Source organism: Microbulbifer sp. Q7 (genome assembly GCF_001639145.1).
Taxonomy (GTDB): Bacteria; Pseudomonadota; Gammaproteobacteria; order Pseudomonadales; family Cellvibrionaceae; genus Microbulbifer.
Window position 1 is genome coordinate 2,336,941 of the sequence record NZ_LROY01000002.1, and the last position, 17,868, is coordinate 2,354,808.

The window sequence follows — 17,868 nt, forward strand, 5'->3', positions numbered from 1 at the left end:
AAGCAGGAAGCATTGAGAGAGAACAGGGAGCGCAGACGCGCTCCCCAAACAGCAACGGTTAGCCCCGAATCAGGCCAAGCAACTCTTCCGTCTTGGCCTTCATCAGCGCTTCATCCCCACGGGACTCCACATTCAGACGCACTACCGGCTCGGTATTGGACATACGCAGGTTAAAGCGCCACTCGTCGAACGCAACGCTGAGCCCGTCGACGTGCTCAACGCTGTTGGCGCTCGCAGCGTACTTGTCTTCCGCGGCCTGCAGCAGGGCCTTGGGGTCTGCCACTTTGGAATTGATTTCGCCGCTGCAAGGGAACGCCGCCATGCGCTCGCCCACCAGCTTCGACAGCGGCTTGCCACTGCGACTTACCAGCTCGGCCACCAGCAGCCACGGGATCATGCCGCTGTCGCAGTAGGCAAAATCGCGGAAGTAATGGTGCGCGCTCATTTCACCACCGTAAATGGCGTCTTCCTTACGCATGCGCTCCTTGATGAACGCATGCCCGGTTTTACTCTGCACCGGTTCACCGCCGGCCGCCTTGACAATGGCTTCCGTGTTCCAGGTGAGGCGCGGATCGTGCACCACGTTGGCGCCCGGGTGCTTGACAAGGAATGCCTCTGCCAGCAGGCCCACCACATAGTAGCCTTCGATGAATTCACCGTTTTCATCAAAGAAGAAACAGCGGTCGAAGTCACCATCCCATGCGATACCGAAATCAGCGCCGCTCTCACGCACGGCGGCCGCGGTGGATTCACGGTTTTCCGGCAGGATCGGGTTGGGGATACCGTTGGGGAAATTGCCATCGGGCTCGTGGTGCACGCGCACAAATTCAAACGGCAGGCTCGGCGCCAGCGCATCCACCACGGAGCCGGCTCCGCCGTTACCGGCATTGACCACCAACTTCAGCGGCTTCAGCTCGGACACATCGACGTAACCCAGCAGGTGTTTCACAAAGTCATCGCGGTGGGCAAAGGTGTGCAGGTCACCACGCTTTTCCACTGCAGGAAAGTTGTTGACTTCCGCGAGCTTCTTGATATCCAGCAGGCCGGTATCGCCGCTGATGGGGCGACTACCCGCACGCACAAACTTCATGCCGTTGTAGTCCATCGGGTTGTGGCTCGCGGTTACACAGATGCCACCGTCAAAATCCCCATGGAAGGTCGAGAAATAAATTTCTTCCGTGCCGCATTCCCCAATGTGAAACACGTCGGCACCGGCATCACGCAGACCATTGACCAGCGCATCGGTCAGCTCGGCACTGGTGAGGCGGATATCGTGCCCCACCACCACACGGCGGGCATCCAGAAACTGGGCAAACGCGCGTCCCACGCGATACGCCACGTCCGTGTTCAACTCATCCGGCACACGGCCACGCAAATCGTACGCTTTAAAACAGGTTAATTCTGACATTTCAGCCCTTCTCCCCCGGCAAATAAATATTCTTGTAAACATAATTGGTGGCTTCGACAAAGCCATCGACGGAACCGCAATCAAAGCGGCGCCCCTTGAAGCGGTAGGCGAGCACGCAACCGCGCTTGGCCTGGGTGAGCAGAGCATCGGTGATCTGCACTTCACCGTTCTTGCCCGGTGGCGTCTCGCGAATGAGATCGAAAATATCGGGCGTCAGGATATAGCGACCAATAATCGCCATATTGCTCGGCGCTTCCTCGGCCGCGGGCTTTTCCACCATGTCGGTCACCTGAAACAGGTCCGGCTTGATTTCATTGCCCGCAATCACACCAAACTTGTGGATCTGCTCTTTCGGCACTTCTTCCACCGCGACGATGCTGCAGCGAAACTGTTGATACAGCTGCACCATCTGCCCCAACACACCGAGCTCTTCATTCAGGCACAGGTCGTCGGCCAGCACCACGGCGAAGGCTTCATCGCCGATGAGCCGCTGCCCCTGCAGAATGGCATCACCCAGCCCGCGCATCTCCCCCTGGCGGGTGTAGGAAAAGCTGGCACTATCGATAACCTGGCGCACACAATCCAGGTAACGCTCTTTGCCTGTCCCGGCAATCTGCTGCTCCAGCTCAAAGTTGGTGTCGAAGTGATCCTCAATCGCGCGCTTGCCACGTCCGGTCACGAACCCGATCTCGGTCAGGCCGGCCTCTATGGCCTCCTCCACCCCATACTGAACCAGCGGCTTGTTGACCAGTGGCAACATTTCTTTGGGCATCGCCTTGGTTGCCGGCAGAAAGCGGGTTCCATACCCGGCCACAGGGAAAAGACATTTTTTGAGCATTACACCCCCTCGTTAGAATACGGCTTCGGCGCTCTCCTGCGACGAATTGCGGCAAGTTATCACAAAAATGTGGCAAGAATCAGTCCAGTCTGGCCGGTTACGCCAGCCAGTGAAAACCACCTGCTGACAAGCCCCGCAGACGGGTCAAGGGCAAATTGGGACAGTTCCGGTCACAAAAAGAGTTATGACCGACTGGACAAGCTATCCTTAGCCCTTAGAATGCCGGCTCGTGTAAGAAATACCCAGAATCGGGGACCCAATGAGTAATTTTGTTCAAAAAAGCAGCTACACCCGTGAAGAACTTCTGGCTTGCAGCCAGGGAGAAATGTTCGGCCCCGGCAATGCACAGCTGCCTGCTCCCAACATGCTGATGCTGGATCGCATCACGCACATTGCCAAAGACGGCGGTGAATTCGGCAAAGGGGAGCTGATTGCCGAACTGGATATCACACCGGACCTGTGGTTCTTTGACTGCCATTTTCCCGGTGACCCGGTTATGCCTGGCTGCCTGGGCCTGGATGCCATGTGGCAGCTACTCGGCTACTTCCTCGCCTGGAAAGGCAACCCCGGCCGCGGCCGCGCACTGGGTTGCGGCGAGGTGAAATTCACCGGCCAGATCCTGCCCACCAACAAGAAAGTCACTTACCACATCCAGATGAGCCGCCTGGTAGAGCGCAAGCTGGTTATGGGCATTGGCAACGGTTCCGTTTCCGTCGACGGCCGTGAAATCTACACCGCCAAAGACCTGCGTGTTGGCCTGTTCACCCGCACCGACAATTTCTGAGCGGTTTGCGTGACACGGTAGACTCTGTTACATAAAAGCACTGTCACTTAGAACAATAACAATCCACTCTACAAGTTTTATTGGAGATCACTATGCGCCGGGTAGTCATTACCGGAATGGGCATCACTTCCTGCATCGGTAACAACACGCAAGAAGTGCTGGCCTCCCTGAAAGCCGGCCGCAGCGGCATCCGCTCTATGGACGAGTACGCCGAACTGGGTCTGCGCAGCCAGATCGCCGGTGTGGTCGATATCGACTTCAAGGAACATATCGACCGCAAACATCTGCGGTTTATGGGCGACTCCGCTGCCTACGCCTACATTTCCATGGCCGAAGCCATCGCAATGTCTGGCCTGGAAGAATCGGATGTTTCCAACCCACGCACCGGCCTGGTGATGGGCTCTGGCGGCACCTCTACCGCCGCCATTATCGAGTCCGCCAATATCCTGAAAACCAAGGGTGTGCGCCGCGTTGGCGCCTACCGCGTGCCCCAGGTGATGGGCAGCACCGTCTCCGCTTGCCTGGCCACGCCGTTCAAGATCAAGGGCGTGAACTACTCCATCTCCTCCGCCTGTGCCACTTCTGCGCACTGCATCGGCAACGGTGCAGAGCTGATCCAGATGGGCAAACAGGATGTGGTATTTGCCGGTGGCGGCGAAGAGCTGGCCTGGAGCCTGACTCACCTGTTTGACGCCATGGGTGCGCTGTCTTCCAAGTACAACGACGCCCCGACCACCGCATCCCGCCCCTACGACGCCAATCGCGATGGCTTTGTTATCGCCGGTGGCGGCGGCTGCGTGGTGCTGGAGGAATACGAGCACGCCAAGGCGCGCGGTGCGAACATCATTGCCGAACTGGTGGGCTACGGTGCCACCTCCGACGGTTACGACATGGTGGCGCCGAGCGGTGAAGGTGCAGCACGCTGCATGCAGCAGGCACTGGCCGGTATGGATGGCAAGGGCCTGGAAGGTGGCGTCGACTACATCAATACCCACGGTACCTCTACTCCCGTGGGCGATGTGGCCGAGTTGCGCGCCATGAAGGAAGTGTTCGGTAACGCGGTGCCGGCATTCGCCTCCACCAAGTCCCTGACCGGTCACTCTCTGGGTGCCGCCGGTGTGCAGGAAGCCATTTACAGTCTGCTGATGATGCAGAACAGCTTTATCGCCGCCTCCGCCAACGTGGAGACCGTGGATGAAGCGGCCGAGGGCCTGGATCTGGTGACCGAGCTGCGGGAGACCGAGGTGCGCCGTGCCCTCTCCAACAGCTTCGGCTTCGGTGGTACCAATGCCAGCCTGGTGTTCGACAAGGTCTGATCGACTTTATCAACGCCGTCTGGCAGGCACAAAAAAGGGCGAGTCGCACTGCGACTCGCCCTTTTTTATGCACGGACTTCTGGTCTGAGCCTCAGGGCTCGGCTTTCTGCAAGCGCTCCAGCCATAACTCCACCTGGCGGGTAAGCCCCTGGCGCCAGCTGCGCTGCTGGATACCGAATACATCCCGCAGCCGCTCACATTCCAGCACGAAGGTGCGGTCCTCCTCGGCCGGCAGCAATGTGGTCAGCTCCGCGGCAAAGTCCTCACCGTAGAGGGATCGCACACGGTCAACCACTTCGCTGCCAAACGCCATCGCGGTACAGCTATCCGCCGAACCGTAGTGATACAGGCCCGAGCGCGGACCGCCACTGGCCAGCTGTTGCGCGATGGCAACCGTCACCCGCACAAGGTCTGACACCGTCACCGGGTTGCCCTTGCTGTTATCGTCGAGAATCACCGGCTTGCCGTCCAGCAGGCTGCGCAGGATACGCCCGAGCAGCGCATCTTCGCTGCGATCGACCTGCCACCCTAGGCGCAGAATACTCACGTTGTCAGCTGCGGACAGAGCCTCCTCGCAGGCGAGCCAGTCGCGACCTCGCCCCGTGGTCGGAGACGGCTCCTCGTCCTCATCAATCTTTTTGCGCCGGGAACGGCCGTATACGCCGTAGGAGGAAAGGTGCAGCAGCGCGGTGTAGGGCAAACCCGGCAACGCTTCGCACACTGCGCGCGCCTCATCCATACGGGCGCCCCCACCGCAACTGGCGGCATTGATCACGATGGCGCCGGAACGAGCCGGGAAATGGTCCGCCTGCAACTGCTCTCGGTTGAGCAGCTGCACACGAAACCCCACTTTCTGGAGCCCCTTCTGCAGGGCGCTGTCAATGGCGTTGCCGGCACCGATCAGCGCCACCGTATCCGGCTGGTACCCCGTATGATGCATGGCGCTCACGCTCCCCGCTCTGCTACTTAGAAGGGAATATCGTCGTCAAAGCTGTTGTCGAATCCACCTGCCGGCGGCTGGTTGCCCGCTGGCTTGTTCGCCGGCTGCTGCGCGGGGGCCATGGGGGACGGTGCGGAGCGGCCCTGGGAGAACTCATCCTGATAACCGCCACCCTGCTGGCCACCCTGAGCAAAACCACCGCCTTGCTGACCCTGCGGAGCATAACCGCCGCCCTGGCCGCCCTGCTGGAAGCCACCGCCGCCCTGCTCACCGCGGCCATCCAGCATTTGCATTTCGCTGGCGACGATTTCAGTGGTGTAGCGATCCTGGCCAGACTGCTTGTCCTGCCACTTGCGTGTGCGCAGCGAGCCTTCGAGATAGACCTTGCTGCCTTTGCGCAGATACTCGCCGGCAATTTCGGCAAGGCGGTTGAAGAACACCACGCGGTGCCACTCGGTGCGCTCCTGTTGCTGGCCGGACTGCTTGTCTTTCCAGGTTTCCGAGGTCGCCAGGGTGACATTGGTCACCGCACCACCGCTGGGCATGTAGCGGGTTTCCGGGTCGCCGCCCAGGTTGCCAATCAGGATTACTTTGTTTACGCCCCTGGCCATAAGCCTCTCCTCTCCGAAGGCCTCTCCCGGGTAAGGCGGAGGCCCGATCAGTCTTCAAAAGTTCAAAATTGGGAAGGCGGTGCTGGGCCAGCCTTGCGACCGGCCCAGCACCGCCAACAGTGTATTTATATCCAGCAGCATACAACACTCACCCGGAGGCGTCACCGCCACCAGGCGCGCTGGTTTCGGACCGGTGGTCCCGCCTCAGCTACCCGCCAGCGAAACCCGCTGCGCGCGCATCTGCCACCAGGCCAGTGACCAGAGGACCAGTACCCCCAGTGCCAGGGTGGCCACCGCACCGGCGCCGCCGAGCCCGAACACCAGCCCGCCGAGACTGCCGCCAACAAAGGCGCCGAGAAACTGCAGGGTTGCATACAGACCGGTGGCCGCGCCGCGGCATTCCGCCGGCGCAATGCGGGTCAACTGCGCCGGAAGCAGAGCCTCCAGCAAGTTGAAGGCAACAAAGAACATGCCCAGACACAGAACCGTCCAGCGCCCCTCGACCTGGGGCATCAACGCCACACCGCCAAACACCAGCCCCAGCAGCGCCAGGCGCATGGTCGCAGGCACCTTGTGACGCTTTTCGGCCAACCGCATCAGCGGCAGCATGATCACAAATGCCCCGAGCATCAGCGGGCCGTACAACTTCCAGTGCTGCTCACTGGCGAGGTGCAACTTGTCCACAAGCTGCAGTGGCAGCGGCACAAACAACATGGTCAGCAGCAGGTGCAGGAAAAACACCCCGCACACCAGTCGCCACACGTCGCCCTGGGCCAACAGGCGGGCAAAATCGCCCTTTTGCGGGGCGCGACGCGCGGACACCTGGGGGTTCGGCACCAGTCGCCACACCAGCACTATGCCGCAGAGCGCCAGCAGCGCGGTCAGCCAGAAAATTGCCGACAGACCGCCAAACCCCGCCACCAGTGGCCCAAGTACCACCGCGAGCACAAAGGCCACGCCGATGGATGCACCAATCACGGCCATCGCTTTGCCGCGGTTCTCGTCCCGCGTCAGGTCTGCGGCCAGGGCCATGGTCGCCGCGGCGATGGCACCGGCCCCCTGCAGAATACGCCCGGCGATCAGCCCCCACACGGAATCGGTCAGCGCCGCCACCACCGAGCCCAGGGCAAAAATCCCAAGGCCGAGGAAGATCACCGGCTTGCGCCCCCAGCGGTCACTGAGCACCCCCAGGGGAATCTGCAGAATGGCCTGGCTCAGGCCGTAGGCGCCCAGTGCCAACCCCAGCAATGCCGGCGTACTCCCGCTGTATTCTGTGCCGTACAGGGACAGTACCGGCAGCACCATAAACAGGCCCAGCATGCGGAAGACGTACAGGGAGGCGAGGCCGGCGAGCGCGCGGCGTTCAGTGGGGTTCATGCAAAATTCCGGACACGGCGAAAAAACGGGCCGCATTGTAACAGCGCAGGCAACGGAGGTTGATCCCCCATTGCCCGATCGCAAGATAGTGCAAGGCTATGGCAGGTATCGCCTCAGTTGCGCCCGTACTGGTCCTCGAAGCGCACGATATCGTCTTCACCCAGATAACTGCCGGACTGCACCTCGATCAACTCCAGGGGAATGGTGCCGGGGTTTTCCAGGCGGTGCACCACGCCCAGCGGGATAAAGGTGGACTCGTTCTCTGTCAGCAGAATCTGGTCGTCACCACGCGTCACCTTGGCGGTACCCCGCACCACAATCCAGTGTTCGGCGCGGTGGTGGTGCATCTGCAGGGACAGCTGGCAACCCGGTTTGACCACAATGCGTTTCACCTGAAAGCGGGGGCCGCCATCGATGGAGTCATAGTAGCCCCAGGGGCGAAACACCTTGCGGTGGTTTTCCGCCTCGCTGCGCTTGCCCTGCTTGAGCCGCTGCACCAGTGTTTTCACTTCCTGCACGCGGCTTTTGTCTGCCACCATCAGCGCATCGTCGGTGTCGACGACCACCAGGTCCCGTACGCCGAGAATACCCACAAGGCGATCGCCGCCGTGCACCAGGCAACCGGATGCGTCTTCGGCCAGTACATCGCCGCGCAGCAGGTTGTCACTCTCGTCCCGCTCTGCCAGCTCCCACAGGGCGGACCAGGAGCCCACATCGCTCCAGCCGGCCTGCATGGGTACCACCGCAGCGGACTCTGTCTTTTCCATCACCGCATAGTCCACAGAATCCGCCGGACAGCGGCTGAAAGCATCACCATCGATGCGGGTGAAATCGAGATCCCGCACTGCGCCGGCAAAGGCCGCACGGCAGGCTTCAAGCATCTGCGGATGATGCTGGGCCAGCTCTTCCAGGTAGCGGGAGGCACGGAACAGGAACATGCCGCTGTTCCAGTTGTACTCGCCACTGGCCAGGTATTGTTCTGCAGTGGGCAGGTCCGGTTTTTCGACAAATTCTGCGACTTTCCACCCCTCGGCCACCGCGTCGCCGCTGCGGATATAGCCATAGCCTGTTTCCGGGCTGGTGGGCACGATACCGAAGGTCACCAGGTGGCCATTCTCCGCCAGCGCCGTGGCCGCGGTTACCGCCTTGCGGAAGCCCTCGGCGTCGGCGACCACGTGGTCCGCCGGCAGCACCAGCAGCAAGGGATCGCCACCCTGTTCGGCCGCGGCCAGGGCCGCCAGGGCAATGGCGGGGGCGGTGTTGCGCGCGCAGGGCTCCAGCAGGATTGACTGGGGCGTGCGATCCACTTCCAGCAGCTGCTCGGCGGCAGCAAAGCGGTGATTCTCGTTGCACACCAGTATCGGCGGCTGTACACCCGTCAGACCGTCCAGTCTTAGCGCAGTGGCCTGCAACATGGTCTGGTTGCCCGTCAGAGGCAGGAACTGTTTCGGGTAAGCTTCGCGGGACAGTGGCCACAGACGCGAGCCGGTACCACCGCAGAGAATGACAGGGATCATGATTTCCGTATCCACACAGGGTTATTCATTGGGGATTATTCCCTCGACAGGGCGCCCGGCATTTTCGCACACTGGCGCGCCAGATTATACTTGACCGTTTTCCCCCGCCCGGTTCCATCCGGGCCTGGTTGGCAACACCGCAGCCAGCAACACAACAGGACGCCCAGTGGACACGATTTACGTCAGAGGTGCGCGCACCCACAACCTGAAGAATATCGATCTGGATATTCCCCGCGACAAGCTGATCGTGATTACCGGCCTGTCGGGATCTGGTAAGTCCTCACTCGCCTTCGACACCCTGTATGCGGAGGGGCAGCGCCGCTATGTCGAGTCGCTGTCCACCTACGCCCGCCAGTTCCTGTCGATGATGGAAAAGCCGGATGTCGACACCGTGGAGGGGCTGTCACCGGCCATCTCCATCGAGCAGAAATCCACCTCCCACAACCCGCGCTCCACCGTGGGCACCATCACCGAGATCTACGACTACCTGCGCCTGCTGTTTGCCCGCGTGGGTGAGCCCCGCTGCCCGGACCATCACGAACCGCTGCAGGCCCAGACCATCAGCCAGATGGTGGATCAGGTGCTGACCCTGCCGGAAGGCAGCAAGATCATGTTGCTGGCCCCGGTGATCCGCGACCGCAAGGGGGAACACCTGCATGTGTTTGAACAGCTGCGCCGGGATGGCTTTGTACGCGCGCGCATCGATGGCACCGTGTGCGACCTGGACGACACCCCCAAGCTGGATAAACGCAAGAAACATACCGTCGAAGTGGTGGTGGACCGCTTCAAGGTGCGTGACGACCTGCAACTGCGCCTGGCGGAATCCTTCGAGACCGCACTCAACCTGACCGATGGCATCGCCTCCATCAGCTTTATGGACGGCGATCAGGAAGACCGGCTGTTCTCCGCCCGCCACGCCTGCCCGGTATGTGATTACTCACTGGATGAGCTGGAACCGCGCCTGTTCTCGTTCAACAACCCCGCCGGCGCCTGCCCGGCCTGCGATGGCCTGGGGGTCAAGCAGTTCTTCGATGAAGACAAGGTCATCCTGGACCCGGAGAGCAGTATCTCCGAGGGCGCCATCCGCGGCTGGGATCGCCGCAACATCTATTACTACCACATGCTGGATTCCCTGGCGGAACACTACGATTTCGACCTGGACAAGCCGTGGAAGAAATTGCGCAAGCGGGACCGGGAGGTCATCCTGCACGGCAGTGGCGATACCCCCATCGACTTCAGCTATGTGAATGATCGCGGCGATGTCACCGTGCGCCGCCACACCTTCGAGGGCATCATCCCCAATTTCCAGCGCCGCTACCGGGACACCGAGTCCCAGTCCGTGCGTGAAGAGCTGGCCAAGTACCTGAGCACCCAGAAATGTCCGGACTGTAGTGGTACTCGTCTGCGCCGGGAAGCGCGCAACGTGTTTGTGGACAACCAGACACTCTCTCAGATCACCGAACTGCCCGTAGGCGACGCCTTCGAGTACTTTGCGCACCAGCTCAAGTTCAAGGGCGCGCAGAAAGAGATCGCCGACAAGATCCTCAAGGAGCTGCGCGATCGCTTCCGTTTCCTGGTGGATGTGGGCCTGAACTACCTGACCCTCAACCGCAGCGCCGAAACCCTGTCCGGTGGCGAGGCCCAGCGCATCCGCCTGGCCAGCCAGATCGGCGCCGGCCTTGTGGGGGTCATGTACATCCTCGATGAACCTTCCATCGGCCTGCACCAGCGCGACAACGAGCGCCTGCTGAACACCCTGACCCACCTGCGGGATATCGGCAACACGGTGATCGTGGTGGAACACGACGAGGACGCCATTCGCGCGGCCGACTTCATCGTCGATATCGGCCCCGGCGCCGGGGTGCACGGAGGTGAAGTAGTGGCTGCCGGCAACCACGCCGAGATTGCCGCCTGCGAGCGCTCACTCACCGGGCAGTACCTGTCCGGCGTCAAGCAGATTGCCGTGCCCAAAAAACGCCACCCCGCCACCGGCGAGGTACTGCGTATCGAGGGAGCCACCGGCAACAACCTGAAAAATGTCGACCTGGAAATTCCTGTGGGGCTGTTCACCTGCGTCACCGGTGTCTCCGGCTCGGGCAAGTCCACCCTGATCAACACCACCCTGTACCCGCTGGCGGCCACTGCGCTGAACAAGGCCACCACCCTGCGCGCTTCGCCCCACAAAGCCATTCTGGGCCTGGAGCATTTCGACAAATGTGTCGACATCGACCAGAGTCCGATCGGCCGCACACCGCGCTCAAACCCGGCCACCTACACCGGCATATTCACGCCCATCCGCGAACTGTTTTCCGGCACCCAGGAAGCCCGCTCGCGGGGCTACAAGCCCGGTCGTTTCAGCTTCAATGTGAAGGGTGGCCGCTGCGAAGCCTGCCAGGGCGATGGCGTGATCAAGGTGGAAATGCACTTCCTGCCGGATATTTATGTGCCCTGCGACACTTGCAAGGGCAAACGCTACAACCGGGAAACCCTGGAAGTACATTACAAGGGCAAGAACATCCACGAAGTACTGGAAATGACCGTGGAAGATGCGCGGGAGTTTTTTGACCCGGTGCCATCCATCGCCAAAAAACTGCAGACCCTGATGGATGTCGGCCTGTCTTACATCAAGCTCGGCCAGGCCGCGACTACCCTGTCCGGCGGTGAAGCACAGCGGGTCAAGCTGTCCCGCGAATTATCCAAGCGCGACACCGGCCAGACCCTGTATATTCTCGACGAGCCCACCACCGGCCTGCACTTTGCCGATATCCAGCTGCTGCTGGATGTACTGCACCGGCTGCGCGACCATGGCAACACCATCGTGGTGATCGAACACAACCTGGACGTGATCAAAACCGCGGACTGGATTGTGGACCTCGGTCCGGAAGGCGGCTCCGGCGGAGGTGAAATCATCGCTTCCGGCACACCGGAGCAGGTGGCCAAAATCAAGGGTTCGCACACCGGGCGTTTCCTCAAGCCGATGCTGAAAAAATAGACCCCAGACGCCGACGCTGATACCGAAGCGACACTACACCCGGGAACTTCAATGAAAAAAATAAACCCTTCCCTCAGTATCGGCCCGGCGACCATGGTCGCCGCCGCGTTTATCGGGCCGGGCACGGTCATCACTGCCAGCCTGGCCGGTGCCCAGTACGGTTATGCGCTGCTGTGGGCGCTGCTGTTTGCCATTCTCGCGAGCATCATTTTGCAGGAAATGGCCGCGCGCCTCGGCGTGGTTACCGGCGCTGGGCTGGGGGAAAACATTCGCCAGTTTCTCCGCCACCCACTGCTGCGCTGGCCCGCCCTGGGCCTGGTGATTGGCGCGATCGTGATCGGCAACGCCGCGTACGAAGGCGGTAACCTGGCCGGCGCCAGCCTCGGCCTGAAGCTGCTCACCGATACTGAGCTGGCCGCGGGCACGACCTCCCTGTGGCCCATGGTGGTCGCCGCCCTCGCCGCCGCCCTGTTGTGGAGCGGCAACTACCGCCTTATCGAGCGCGTCCTCATCGTGCTGGTGGCGCTGATGAGCCTCGCGTTTCTGCTCACTTTTATCCTCACCCGCCCGGATCTGTCGGCGCTGTTTCGAGGCCTGCTGACCCCGTCCGTACCCAGTGGTGCGGCACTCACCGTCATCGCACTGATCGGCACCACGGTGGTGCCCTATAACCTGTTTTTACACAGCTCCAGTGCCAGTAAAAAATGGCACTCCGCCGACGACTTGCCGGCGGCGCGCCGGGATATCTTTTTCTCGATTCCCGTGGGCGGGTTGATTTCCATTGCCATTGTGTCCACCAGTGCCGCCGCATTTTTCAGCCACCAGCTGAGCATCGCCAGTGCCGGGGATATGGCACAGGCGCTGCAGCCGCTGTTTGGCAAATCCGCGGTGTACTGCATGGGCATTGGCCTGTTCGCCGCGGGCATTTCTTCTGCGCTGACCGCGCCGCTGGCATCGGCCTACGCACTGAGCGGCGTGCTGGGCAAACCGGCGGATCTCAACGCACTGCAGTTTCGCACCATCTGGCTCAGTATCATCGTGATCGGTGCCCTGCTGGCGACCCAGGACATCCGCCCCATCCGTCTGATCTGGTTTGCGCAAATTGCCAACGGCCTGCTGCTGCCGATCGTCACTCTGTTTTTACTGTGGGCCATGAATACCCACGCACTGGGTGAGCACCGCAACAACTGGTGGCAGAACCTGCTGGGGCTAGTGGTTCTAATGATTGCCGTTGCCCTGGGAGGGCGCAGCCTGGCTTCGGCATTTGGCTGGTTGTGAACACTCGACAGAAACCCGCAAGAGAAACGCGCAAGAGAAAAGAATGATGCATTCCGGCACAACCTCCCCCGCGGTCGCAATCGATATCAATTGCGACCTGGGCGAAGGCAATAACGAGGACGATTGCGCGCGTGACGCGCGACTGATGCGCTATATCTCCCGCTGCAATATCGCCTGCGGTGGCCATGCGGGTAATGCGACAACCATGTCGCTGTCGTTGCAAAATGCGCGCAAAGCCGGCATTGCCGCCGGCGCACACCCGGGTTACCCGGATCGTGAGAACTTCGGCCGCTCAACCCTCGCGCTGCCCAGGGAGGAATTACTCCACTCTGTGTACGAACAAATACATGACCTGCAGGCAATTGCTGCAGTGGAGCAAGTGCCGCTCACCCATATCAAGCTGCACGGCGCTCTGTACAATGACGCGGAAGCCGATGATCGCCTCGCGGAAGATCTGGTGGGATTGATCGCGCAGGCCTTCCCCGGATTAACCATACTTGGGCTGGCCAACGGGGCCATGGAACGCGCGGCCAAAAAATACCGGCAACCGTTGTTGCGCGAAGGATTTATGGATCGCCGCTACCTCAACGACCACCAACTTGCGCCCCGCAGCATGCCCGGTGCGGTTATCGAGGATTTTACCCAGTGCCTGAAGCAGGTTACGGCCCTCGCCACCGGCCAGCCCTTTACCGGCATCGAGGAGCACCCGCTTCAGTTCTCCGTGGACAGCCTCTGCCTGCATGGCGACAACCCCCAGGCGGAATCCATCGCACAAGCGCTACATCACGCATTGCTCAGAGCAGGTATCACCCTATGCCGCTAGACCCACGCTTTACCATTTCCGCAAATGGCGATGCCGCTCTGGATATTCGCTTTGCAGAGGAACCGGGTCAGCAACTGAGTGAATCCATCATCGCTCTCGCCGAATCCATCGAGGCCGCCGCATTGCCTGCGGTCACTGAGCTGGTGCCCGCCTATCAGTGTCTTACCGTGTGTTTCGATCCGTTGCAGCTGCCCGATTCCGGGACAGGGCGGCCGGACACATCGGAACTGGAGCAAGTGCTCGGAATGCTCGCACAGAGCCCGGCGGTCCAGCAGCCAACAGCGGAGCGCGAGCACTACCTGATTCAGATACCGGTGTGTTACGACGCGGCATTTGCGCTGGACATGCAAGCCCTGAGCGCACATTCCGGGCTCACCCCGGACGATATTATTGCCCGGCATACCGCACCGCAGTACCTGGTGCATATGCTCGGATTTACCCCGGGGTTTCTCTACCTGGGCGGGCTCGACACCCGGCTGCATTGCCCGCGCAAGGCGCGTCCGGCACTCAGCGTACCCGCGGGATCGGTGGGCATCGGCGGAGCCCAGACCGGGATATATCCCCAGGCCACCCCCGGCGGTTGGCAGATCATCGGGCGCACGCCACTCGCCCTGTTTCAGCCGGAGCGGGACTTCCCGTTTGTCGCCCGGCCCCTGGACAGGATTCAATTTGTGGCCATCAGCGCGGAGGAATTCCAACACACGGAGCCTGATTGCGTTCCGCAAAAAATGCCCGTTGCAGACGTGGAGAAAAATCAATGAGCCTGCGTATCATCAAGCCAGGCCTGCAGACCACTATTCAGGACGGTGGACGGCCCGGCAACCTGCGCTGGGGGCTCTCCCGTGGCGGCGCCGGCGATACCTTCGCCATGGCTCTGGGCAACTTGCTGCTGGGCAATTCACCCAAGCATCCATGCCTCGAGGTCGCCATCACCGGCCCGGAAATCGAATTCTCCGCGGCGACCTCCGTCGCCGTTACCGGCGCCCGTTTTGATCTGGCGCACAACGACAGGCCGGCGAACAACGACGAAGTACTGCAAATGCGACCAGGTGACCGGCTACGCTTCGGGCCCCTCAGGTCTGGCGCCCGCGCATATATCACGCTTGCCGCCGATTTCCAGTTGGCGCCCACCCTCGACAGTCTATCCACCCACGTGATCGCCGGTTTCGGCGGATGGCAGGGGCGGGCGCTCAAGGCCGGTGACCAGATCCCGTTGCAACACTGCCGCACCGTGCCAACCCGGGCGCTTCCCGCCCAGTACCGCCTCGACTACGGATCACGGCCGCTGCTGCGGGTCGTGCCTGGGCTCGAGTCGCCCTACTTTACCGGTGATGCCAAGACGCGGTTCTATGCCGGTGGTTTCACGGTATCGCCCCAGAGCAACCGTATGGGTATCCGCCTGGCAGGAGAACCCTTGCCCACGGAAACACTCCCGCAACAGGTTTCCGCGGCACTCTGCCCCGGTACCGTACAGGTGCCACCCAACGGCCTGCCCATTATCAGTTTTGTGGAGGGGCAGACCATCGGCGGTTACCCGCGCATCGCCCATGTCATCAGTTCGGACCTCCATCGCCTCGCCCAACTGCCGGCCAGCGCACGACTGGATTTCGAGCAAGTCGAGCAGGCCACCGCCCACCAGATTCTGAGAGAAAAGTCGCGCCTGCTAGCGGACCTTCCCGGCTTGCTGTGAACGTTCCAGTGGCGACCACCGCCTCCCAATCTGCAAGCTCGCGTTAACGACGCCACCAGTTCACAGTTGGTCCGCGTCGATCAACGGCACCCGGTATTTGGCGCGCGGTCCCCTTCCCGAGCGCAACAGCTTTCGCTAACTTCTCACCCCGCAAATGACAACGCTGTCACCCTGTCAAGCAGTTGCATTGGCGCACAACAAATAACAATAAATGAAATTGGAGAAGACATGTCTCATCAGTCATGGCCCGTCAGGGCCCATATGGAATCGCATCACCCCCGGGTCAACCCCAGAAAGCCGCTCCAGAGGTCCCTGGGTGCCACCCTGTGCGCGTTGCTACTCTGGCCAGCCTTGGCACAGGCCAACCCTCCTGCCGCGCCCTACGAGGCCGGACAGAGCTATGCTGGCGGGAGTGAGGTCTGCTTCCAGCGGGACCTGTTCCGCGCACAGTGGTGGGCCGGGCCGAGCGACTCGCCAGAGGCCGCCTATACCGCCGCCAACAGTTGGGATAGCCCCTGGCTTCTTCAGGACCCAGGAGTCTGCGCGACAGACACCGGCAATCTGGCCCCGGTTGCCCGGGCCATTGCCAACCCGAAAGAGGTCACCGGTGCCGCCAGCATCGCACTCGACGGCAGCCTGTCCTCCGATCCGGAAGACGATCCCCTCACCTTCCAGTGGACTCAGATTGCCCCGCCATCGCCACAGGCCAGTATCCTCAACCCCAATAGCAGCGGCACCCAGGTGGACCTGCCACCGGTGGAGGCCGATACCGGGTATGAATTCCGCCTGAGCGTCGCGGATGCCGAGCACACGGCCTACGCCACGGTTGCCGTGCTACAGCGCGCCGAGACAGATACCACGCCGCTGCCGACCATTGTGCTCACCGCCCCCACCAGCACCACTGCCTGCCCGGGCAGTATCACCCTCAGTGCGGCGGACTCCAGCTATCCCGACGGCGCGAGCTACGTGTTCCAATGGCGACAGCTGAGCGGCCCAAGCGCTGAGATCATCACACCGGATGCAGACACAACAGCGGTGAATCTCCCCGACATTGGCACTGGTGTTGCCTACGAATTCGCGTTCGAGGTGACGAATGGCGAGATCAGCATGAACGAGTCCGTGACCGTGCAACAAGAGTGCAGTAACGGTGGCTTCAGCATCCCACTCACTACACTGACAACTCGGGAAGCCGAACTGACGTCCAGTGCGCTATTCACCCAGGTAAAAGCTTCGATCGTCACGCTGGATAATCCGCAGGTGGAAGCGGTAGTGCCGGGCAGAATTCAAAACCCCGCCAATGTTCGCCGCGTGGAGTCGATCATCAGCGACGCGGACTGGAGTTTCCTGTTTCCGGTGCGCGCGGTGGAATACTCATACACCAATTTCCTGCGCGCGGTAGCAAAGTTCCCCGCTTTCTGCGGCAACTACAGCGACGGCCGCAACGCCGAAGCCATCTGTCGAAAATCGCTGGCGACGATGTTCGCCCACTTCACCCAGGAAACCGGTGGGCATTCCCCGCACTGGGCAGAGCCTGAATGGCGCCAGGGGTTGTACTTCATTCGCGAGCAGGGATGGAGCGAGGGGACGCCCAATGGCTACGGCGTGTGTGATCCGTCCACCTGGCAGGCGCAGCAATGGCCCTGTGCCACCTTTGCCGACGGCAGCTACAAAAGCTATTTCGGGCGCGGCGCAAAGCAGCTGAGTTACAACTACAACTACGGTCCCTTTTCTGCCGCTATGTTCGGCGATGTGGAGGTACTGCTTCAGGAGCCGAAGCTGGTGGCCGACACCTGGCTGAACCTGGCCAGTGCGGTGTTTTTCTTTGTCTATCCACAGCCGCCCAAGCCCAGCATGCTCCACGTTATTGATGGCACCTGGCAGCCCAATAGCCAGGACCTGAACAGTGGCCTGGTACCCGGGTTTGGCGTTACCACCATGATCATCAATGGCGGGATTGAATGCGGCGGCAGCAGCGAACACGCACAATCGCAAAACCGCATTGACTATTACCGCAACTTCGCCGAATTCCTGAGTGTCCCGCTACCCGCCAACGAAGTACTGGGCTGTGCGAGTATGGGCCGGTTCGCAGTGGGTGGGGCCGGCGCCATGGAGATCTACTGGGAACAGGACTGGAGCTGGGACCCGCAATATCCCAATGGCGAAAGTTATGCCTGCAAACTGGTGGGCTACCAGACACGCTTTTCCGCCTTTATCGAAGGTGACTATGTCCGTTGTGTAGAACACTTTTTCGACGTGGACATTGACTACAACCGCTAGCCAGACTGGCGGTCATA

Annotated in this window: 14 protein-coding genes; 8 read left to right on the plus strand and 6 right to left on the minus strand. The window is 61.3% G+C overall.

Features of this window, described 5'->3' with window-relative positions; translation table 11 throughout:
* Positions 1-58 precede the first annotated feature (58 nt).
* A complete protein-coding gene (locus AU182_RS15300) occupies positions 59-1,408 on the minus strand; it encodes a phosphomannomutase/phosphoglucomutase (RefSeq protein ID WP_066967119.1) in 1,350 nt (449 codons plus the stop codon).
* 1 nt (position 1,409) lies between these two features.
* Entirely contained in the window at positions 1,410-2,246 is an 837-nt protein-coding gene (galU, locus tag AU182_RS15305; protein WP_066967122.1) for a UTP--glucose-1-phosphate uridylyltransferase GalU, read from the minus strand.
* 259 nt (positions 2,247-2,505) lie between these two features.
* Here galU and fabA point away from each other — a divergent pair, with 259 nt between their 5' ends.
* Positions 2,506-3,030 carry a 3-hydroxyacyl-[acyl-carrier-protein] dehydratase FabA gene (gene fabA, locus AU182_RS15310; protein ID WP_066967125.1) on the plus strand — a complete coding sequence of 175 codons (525 nt, stop codon included), beginning with the start codon at positions 2,506-2,508 and terminating at the stop codon, positions 3,028-3,030.
* A 92-nt stretch (positions 3,031-3,122) separates the two neighbouring features.
* Positions 3,123-4,346: a beta-ketoacyl-ACP synthase I gene (gene fabB / locus AU182_RS15315; protein ID WP_066967129.1), complete on the plus strand. Its 1,224-nt coding sequence runs from the start codon at positions 3,123-3,125 to the stop codon at positions 4,344-4,346.
* A gap of 91 nt (positions 4,347-4,437) precedes the next feature.
* Here the strand turns inward: fabB and AU182_RS15320 are convergent, their stop codons facing one another.
* From AU182_RS15320 to AU182_RS15335, 4 genes are all read right to left on the minus strand, one after another.
* Positions 4,438-5,286, minus strand: coding sequence for a sugar nucleotide-binding protein (locus tag AU182_RS15320; RefSeq protein ID WP_066967132.1), 849 nt, complete (start codon positions 5,284-5,286; stop codon positions 4,438-4,440).
* Between the two features lie 26 nt (positions 5,287-5,312).
* Entirely contained in the window at positions 5,313-5,897 is a 585-nt protein-coding gene (gene ssb / locus AU182_RS15325; RefSeq protein ID WP_066967134.1) for a single-stranded DNA-binding protein, read from the minus strand.
* Positions 5,898-6,101: 204 nt separating this feature from the next.
* Entirely contained in the window at positions 6,102-7,274 is a 1,173-nt protein-coding gene (locus AU182_RS15330; protein ID WP_066967136.1) for an MFS transporter, read from the minus strand.
* A 113-nt stretch (positions 7,275-7,387) separates the two neighbouring features.
* The gene (locus tag AU182_RS15335; RefSeq protein ID WP_193754360.1) at positions 7,388-8,791 is read right to left on the minus strand and encodes a mannose-1-phosphate guanylyltransferase/mannose-6-phosphate isomerase; all 1,404 of its coding nucleotides are present in this window, start codon (positions 8,789-8,791) and stop codon (positions 7,388-7,390) included.
* Between the two features lie 166 nt (positions 8,792-8,957).
* Between AU182_RS15335 and uvrA the strand changes: the two genes are divergently transcribed.
* From uvrA to AU182_RS16825, 6 genes are all read left to right on the plus strand, one after another.
* On the plus strand, positions 8,958-11,783 hold the full coding sequence (gene uvrA / locus AU182_RS15340; protein ID WP_066967138.1) for an excinuclease ABC subunit UvrA: 2,826 nt from the start codon (positions 8,958-8,960) through the stop codon (positions 11,781-11,783).
* Positions 11,784-11,834: 51 nt separating this feature from the next.
* Positions 11,835-13,061, plus strand: coding sequence for an Nramp family divalent metal transporter (locus AU182_RS15345; protein WP_066967141.1), 1,227 nt, complete (start codon positions 11,835-11,837; stop codon positions 13,059-13,061).
* 43 nt (positions 13,062-13,104) lie between these two features.
* Positions 13,105-13,884, plus strand: coding sequence for a 5-oxoprolinase subunit PxpA (pxpA, locus tag AU182_RS15350; protein ID WP_066967144.1), 780 nt, complete (start codon positions 13,105-13,107; stop codon positions 13,882-13,884).
* The gene (pxpB, locus tag AU182_RS15355; RefSeq protein ID WP_066967147.1) at positions 13,875-14,645 is read left to right on the plus strand and encodes a 5-oxoprolinase subunit PxpB; all 771 of its coding nucleotides are present in this window, start codon (positions 13,875-13,877) and stop codon (positions 14,643-14,645) included. The genes pxpA and pxpB overlap by 10 nt, the downstream gene beginning before the upstream one ends.
* On the plus strand, positions 14,642-15,574 hold the full coding sequence (locus tag AU182_RS15360; protein ID WP_066967150.1) for a biotin-dependent carboxyltransferase family protein: 933 nt from the start codon (positions 14,642-14,644) through the stop codon (positions 15,572-15,574). Before pxpB ends, AU182_RS15360 begins: the two co-directional genes overlap by 4 nt.
* A 228-nt stretch (positions 15,575-15,802) precedes the next feature.
* Positions 15,803-17,851 carry a chitinase gene (locus tag AU182_RS16825; RefSeq protein WP_227718294.1) on the plus strand — a complete coding sequence of 683 codons (2,049 nt, stop codon included), beginning with the start codon at positions 15,803-15,805 and terminating at the stop codon, positions 17,849-17,851.
* The last annotated feature ends 17 nt before the right edge of the window (positions 17,852-17,868 follow it).

Excerpts from the sequence above, each read along its gene's own strand:
- pxpA (WP_066967144.1), top strand. The coding sequence starts at position 13,105 with ATGATGCATTCCGGCACAACCTCCCCCGCGGTCGCAATCGATATCAAT.
- fabB (WP_066967129.1), top strand. The coding sequence starts at position 3,123 with ATGCGCCGGGTAGTCATTACCGGAATGGGCATCACTTCCTGCATCGGT.
- ssb (WP_066967134.1), bottom strand. The coding sequence starts at position 5,897 with ATGGCCAGGGGCGTAAACAAAGTAATCCTGATTGGCAACCTGGGCGGC.
- AU182_RS15320 (WP_066967132.1), bottom strand. The coding sequence starts at position 5,286 with ATGCATCATACGGGGTACCAGCCGGATACGGTGGCGCTGATCGGTGCC.
- AU182_RS15300 (WP_066967119.1), bottom strand. The coding sequence starts at position 1,408 with ATGTCAGAATTAACCTGTTTTAAAGCGTACGATTTGCGTGGCCGTGTG.
- AU182_RS16825 (WP_227718294.1), top strand. The coding sequence starts at position 15,803 with ATGTCTCATCAGTCATGGCCCGTCAGGGCCCATATGGAATCGCATCAC.
- galU (WP_066967122.1), bottom strand. The coding sequence starts at position 2,246 with ATGCTCAAAAAATGTCTTTTCCCTGTGGCCGGGTATGGAACCCGCTTT.
- AU182_RS15330 (WP_066967136.1), bottom strand. The coding sequence starts at position 7,274 with ATGAACCCCACTGAACGCCGCGCGCTCGCCGGCCTCGCCTCCCTGTAC.
- AU182_RS15345 (WP_066967141.1), top strand. The coding sequence starts at position 11,835 with ATGAAAAAAATAAACCCTTCCCTCAGTATCGGCCCGGCGACCATGGTC.
- AU182_RS15360 (WP_066967150.1), top strand. The coding sequence starts at position 14,642 with ATGAGCCTGCGTATCATCAAGCCAGGCCTGCAGACCACTATTCAGGAC.
- fabA (WP_066967125.1), top strand. The coding sequence starts at position 2,506 with ATGAGTAATTTTGTTCAAAAAAGCAGCTACACCCGTGAAGAACTTCTG.
- pxpB (WP_066967147.1), top strand. The coding sequence starts at position 13,875 with ATGCCGCTAGACCCACGCTTTACCATTTCCGCAAATGGCGATGCCGCT.
- AU182_RS15335 (WP_193754360.1), bottom strand. The coding sequence starts at position 8,791 with ATGATCCCTGTCATTCTCTGCGGTGGTACCGGCTCGCGTCTGTGGCCA.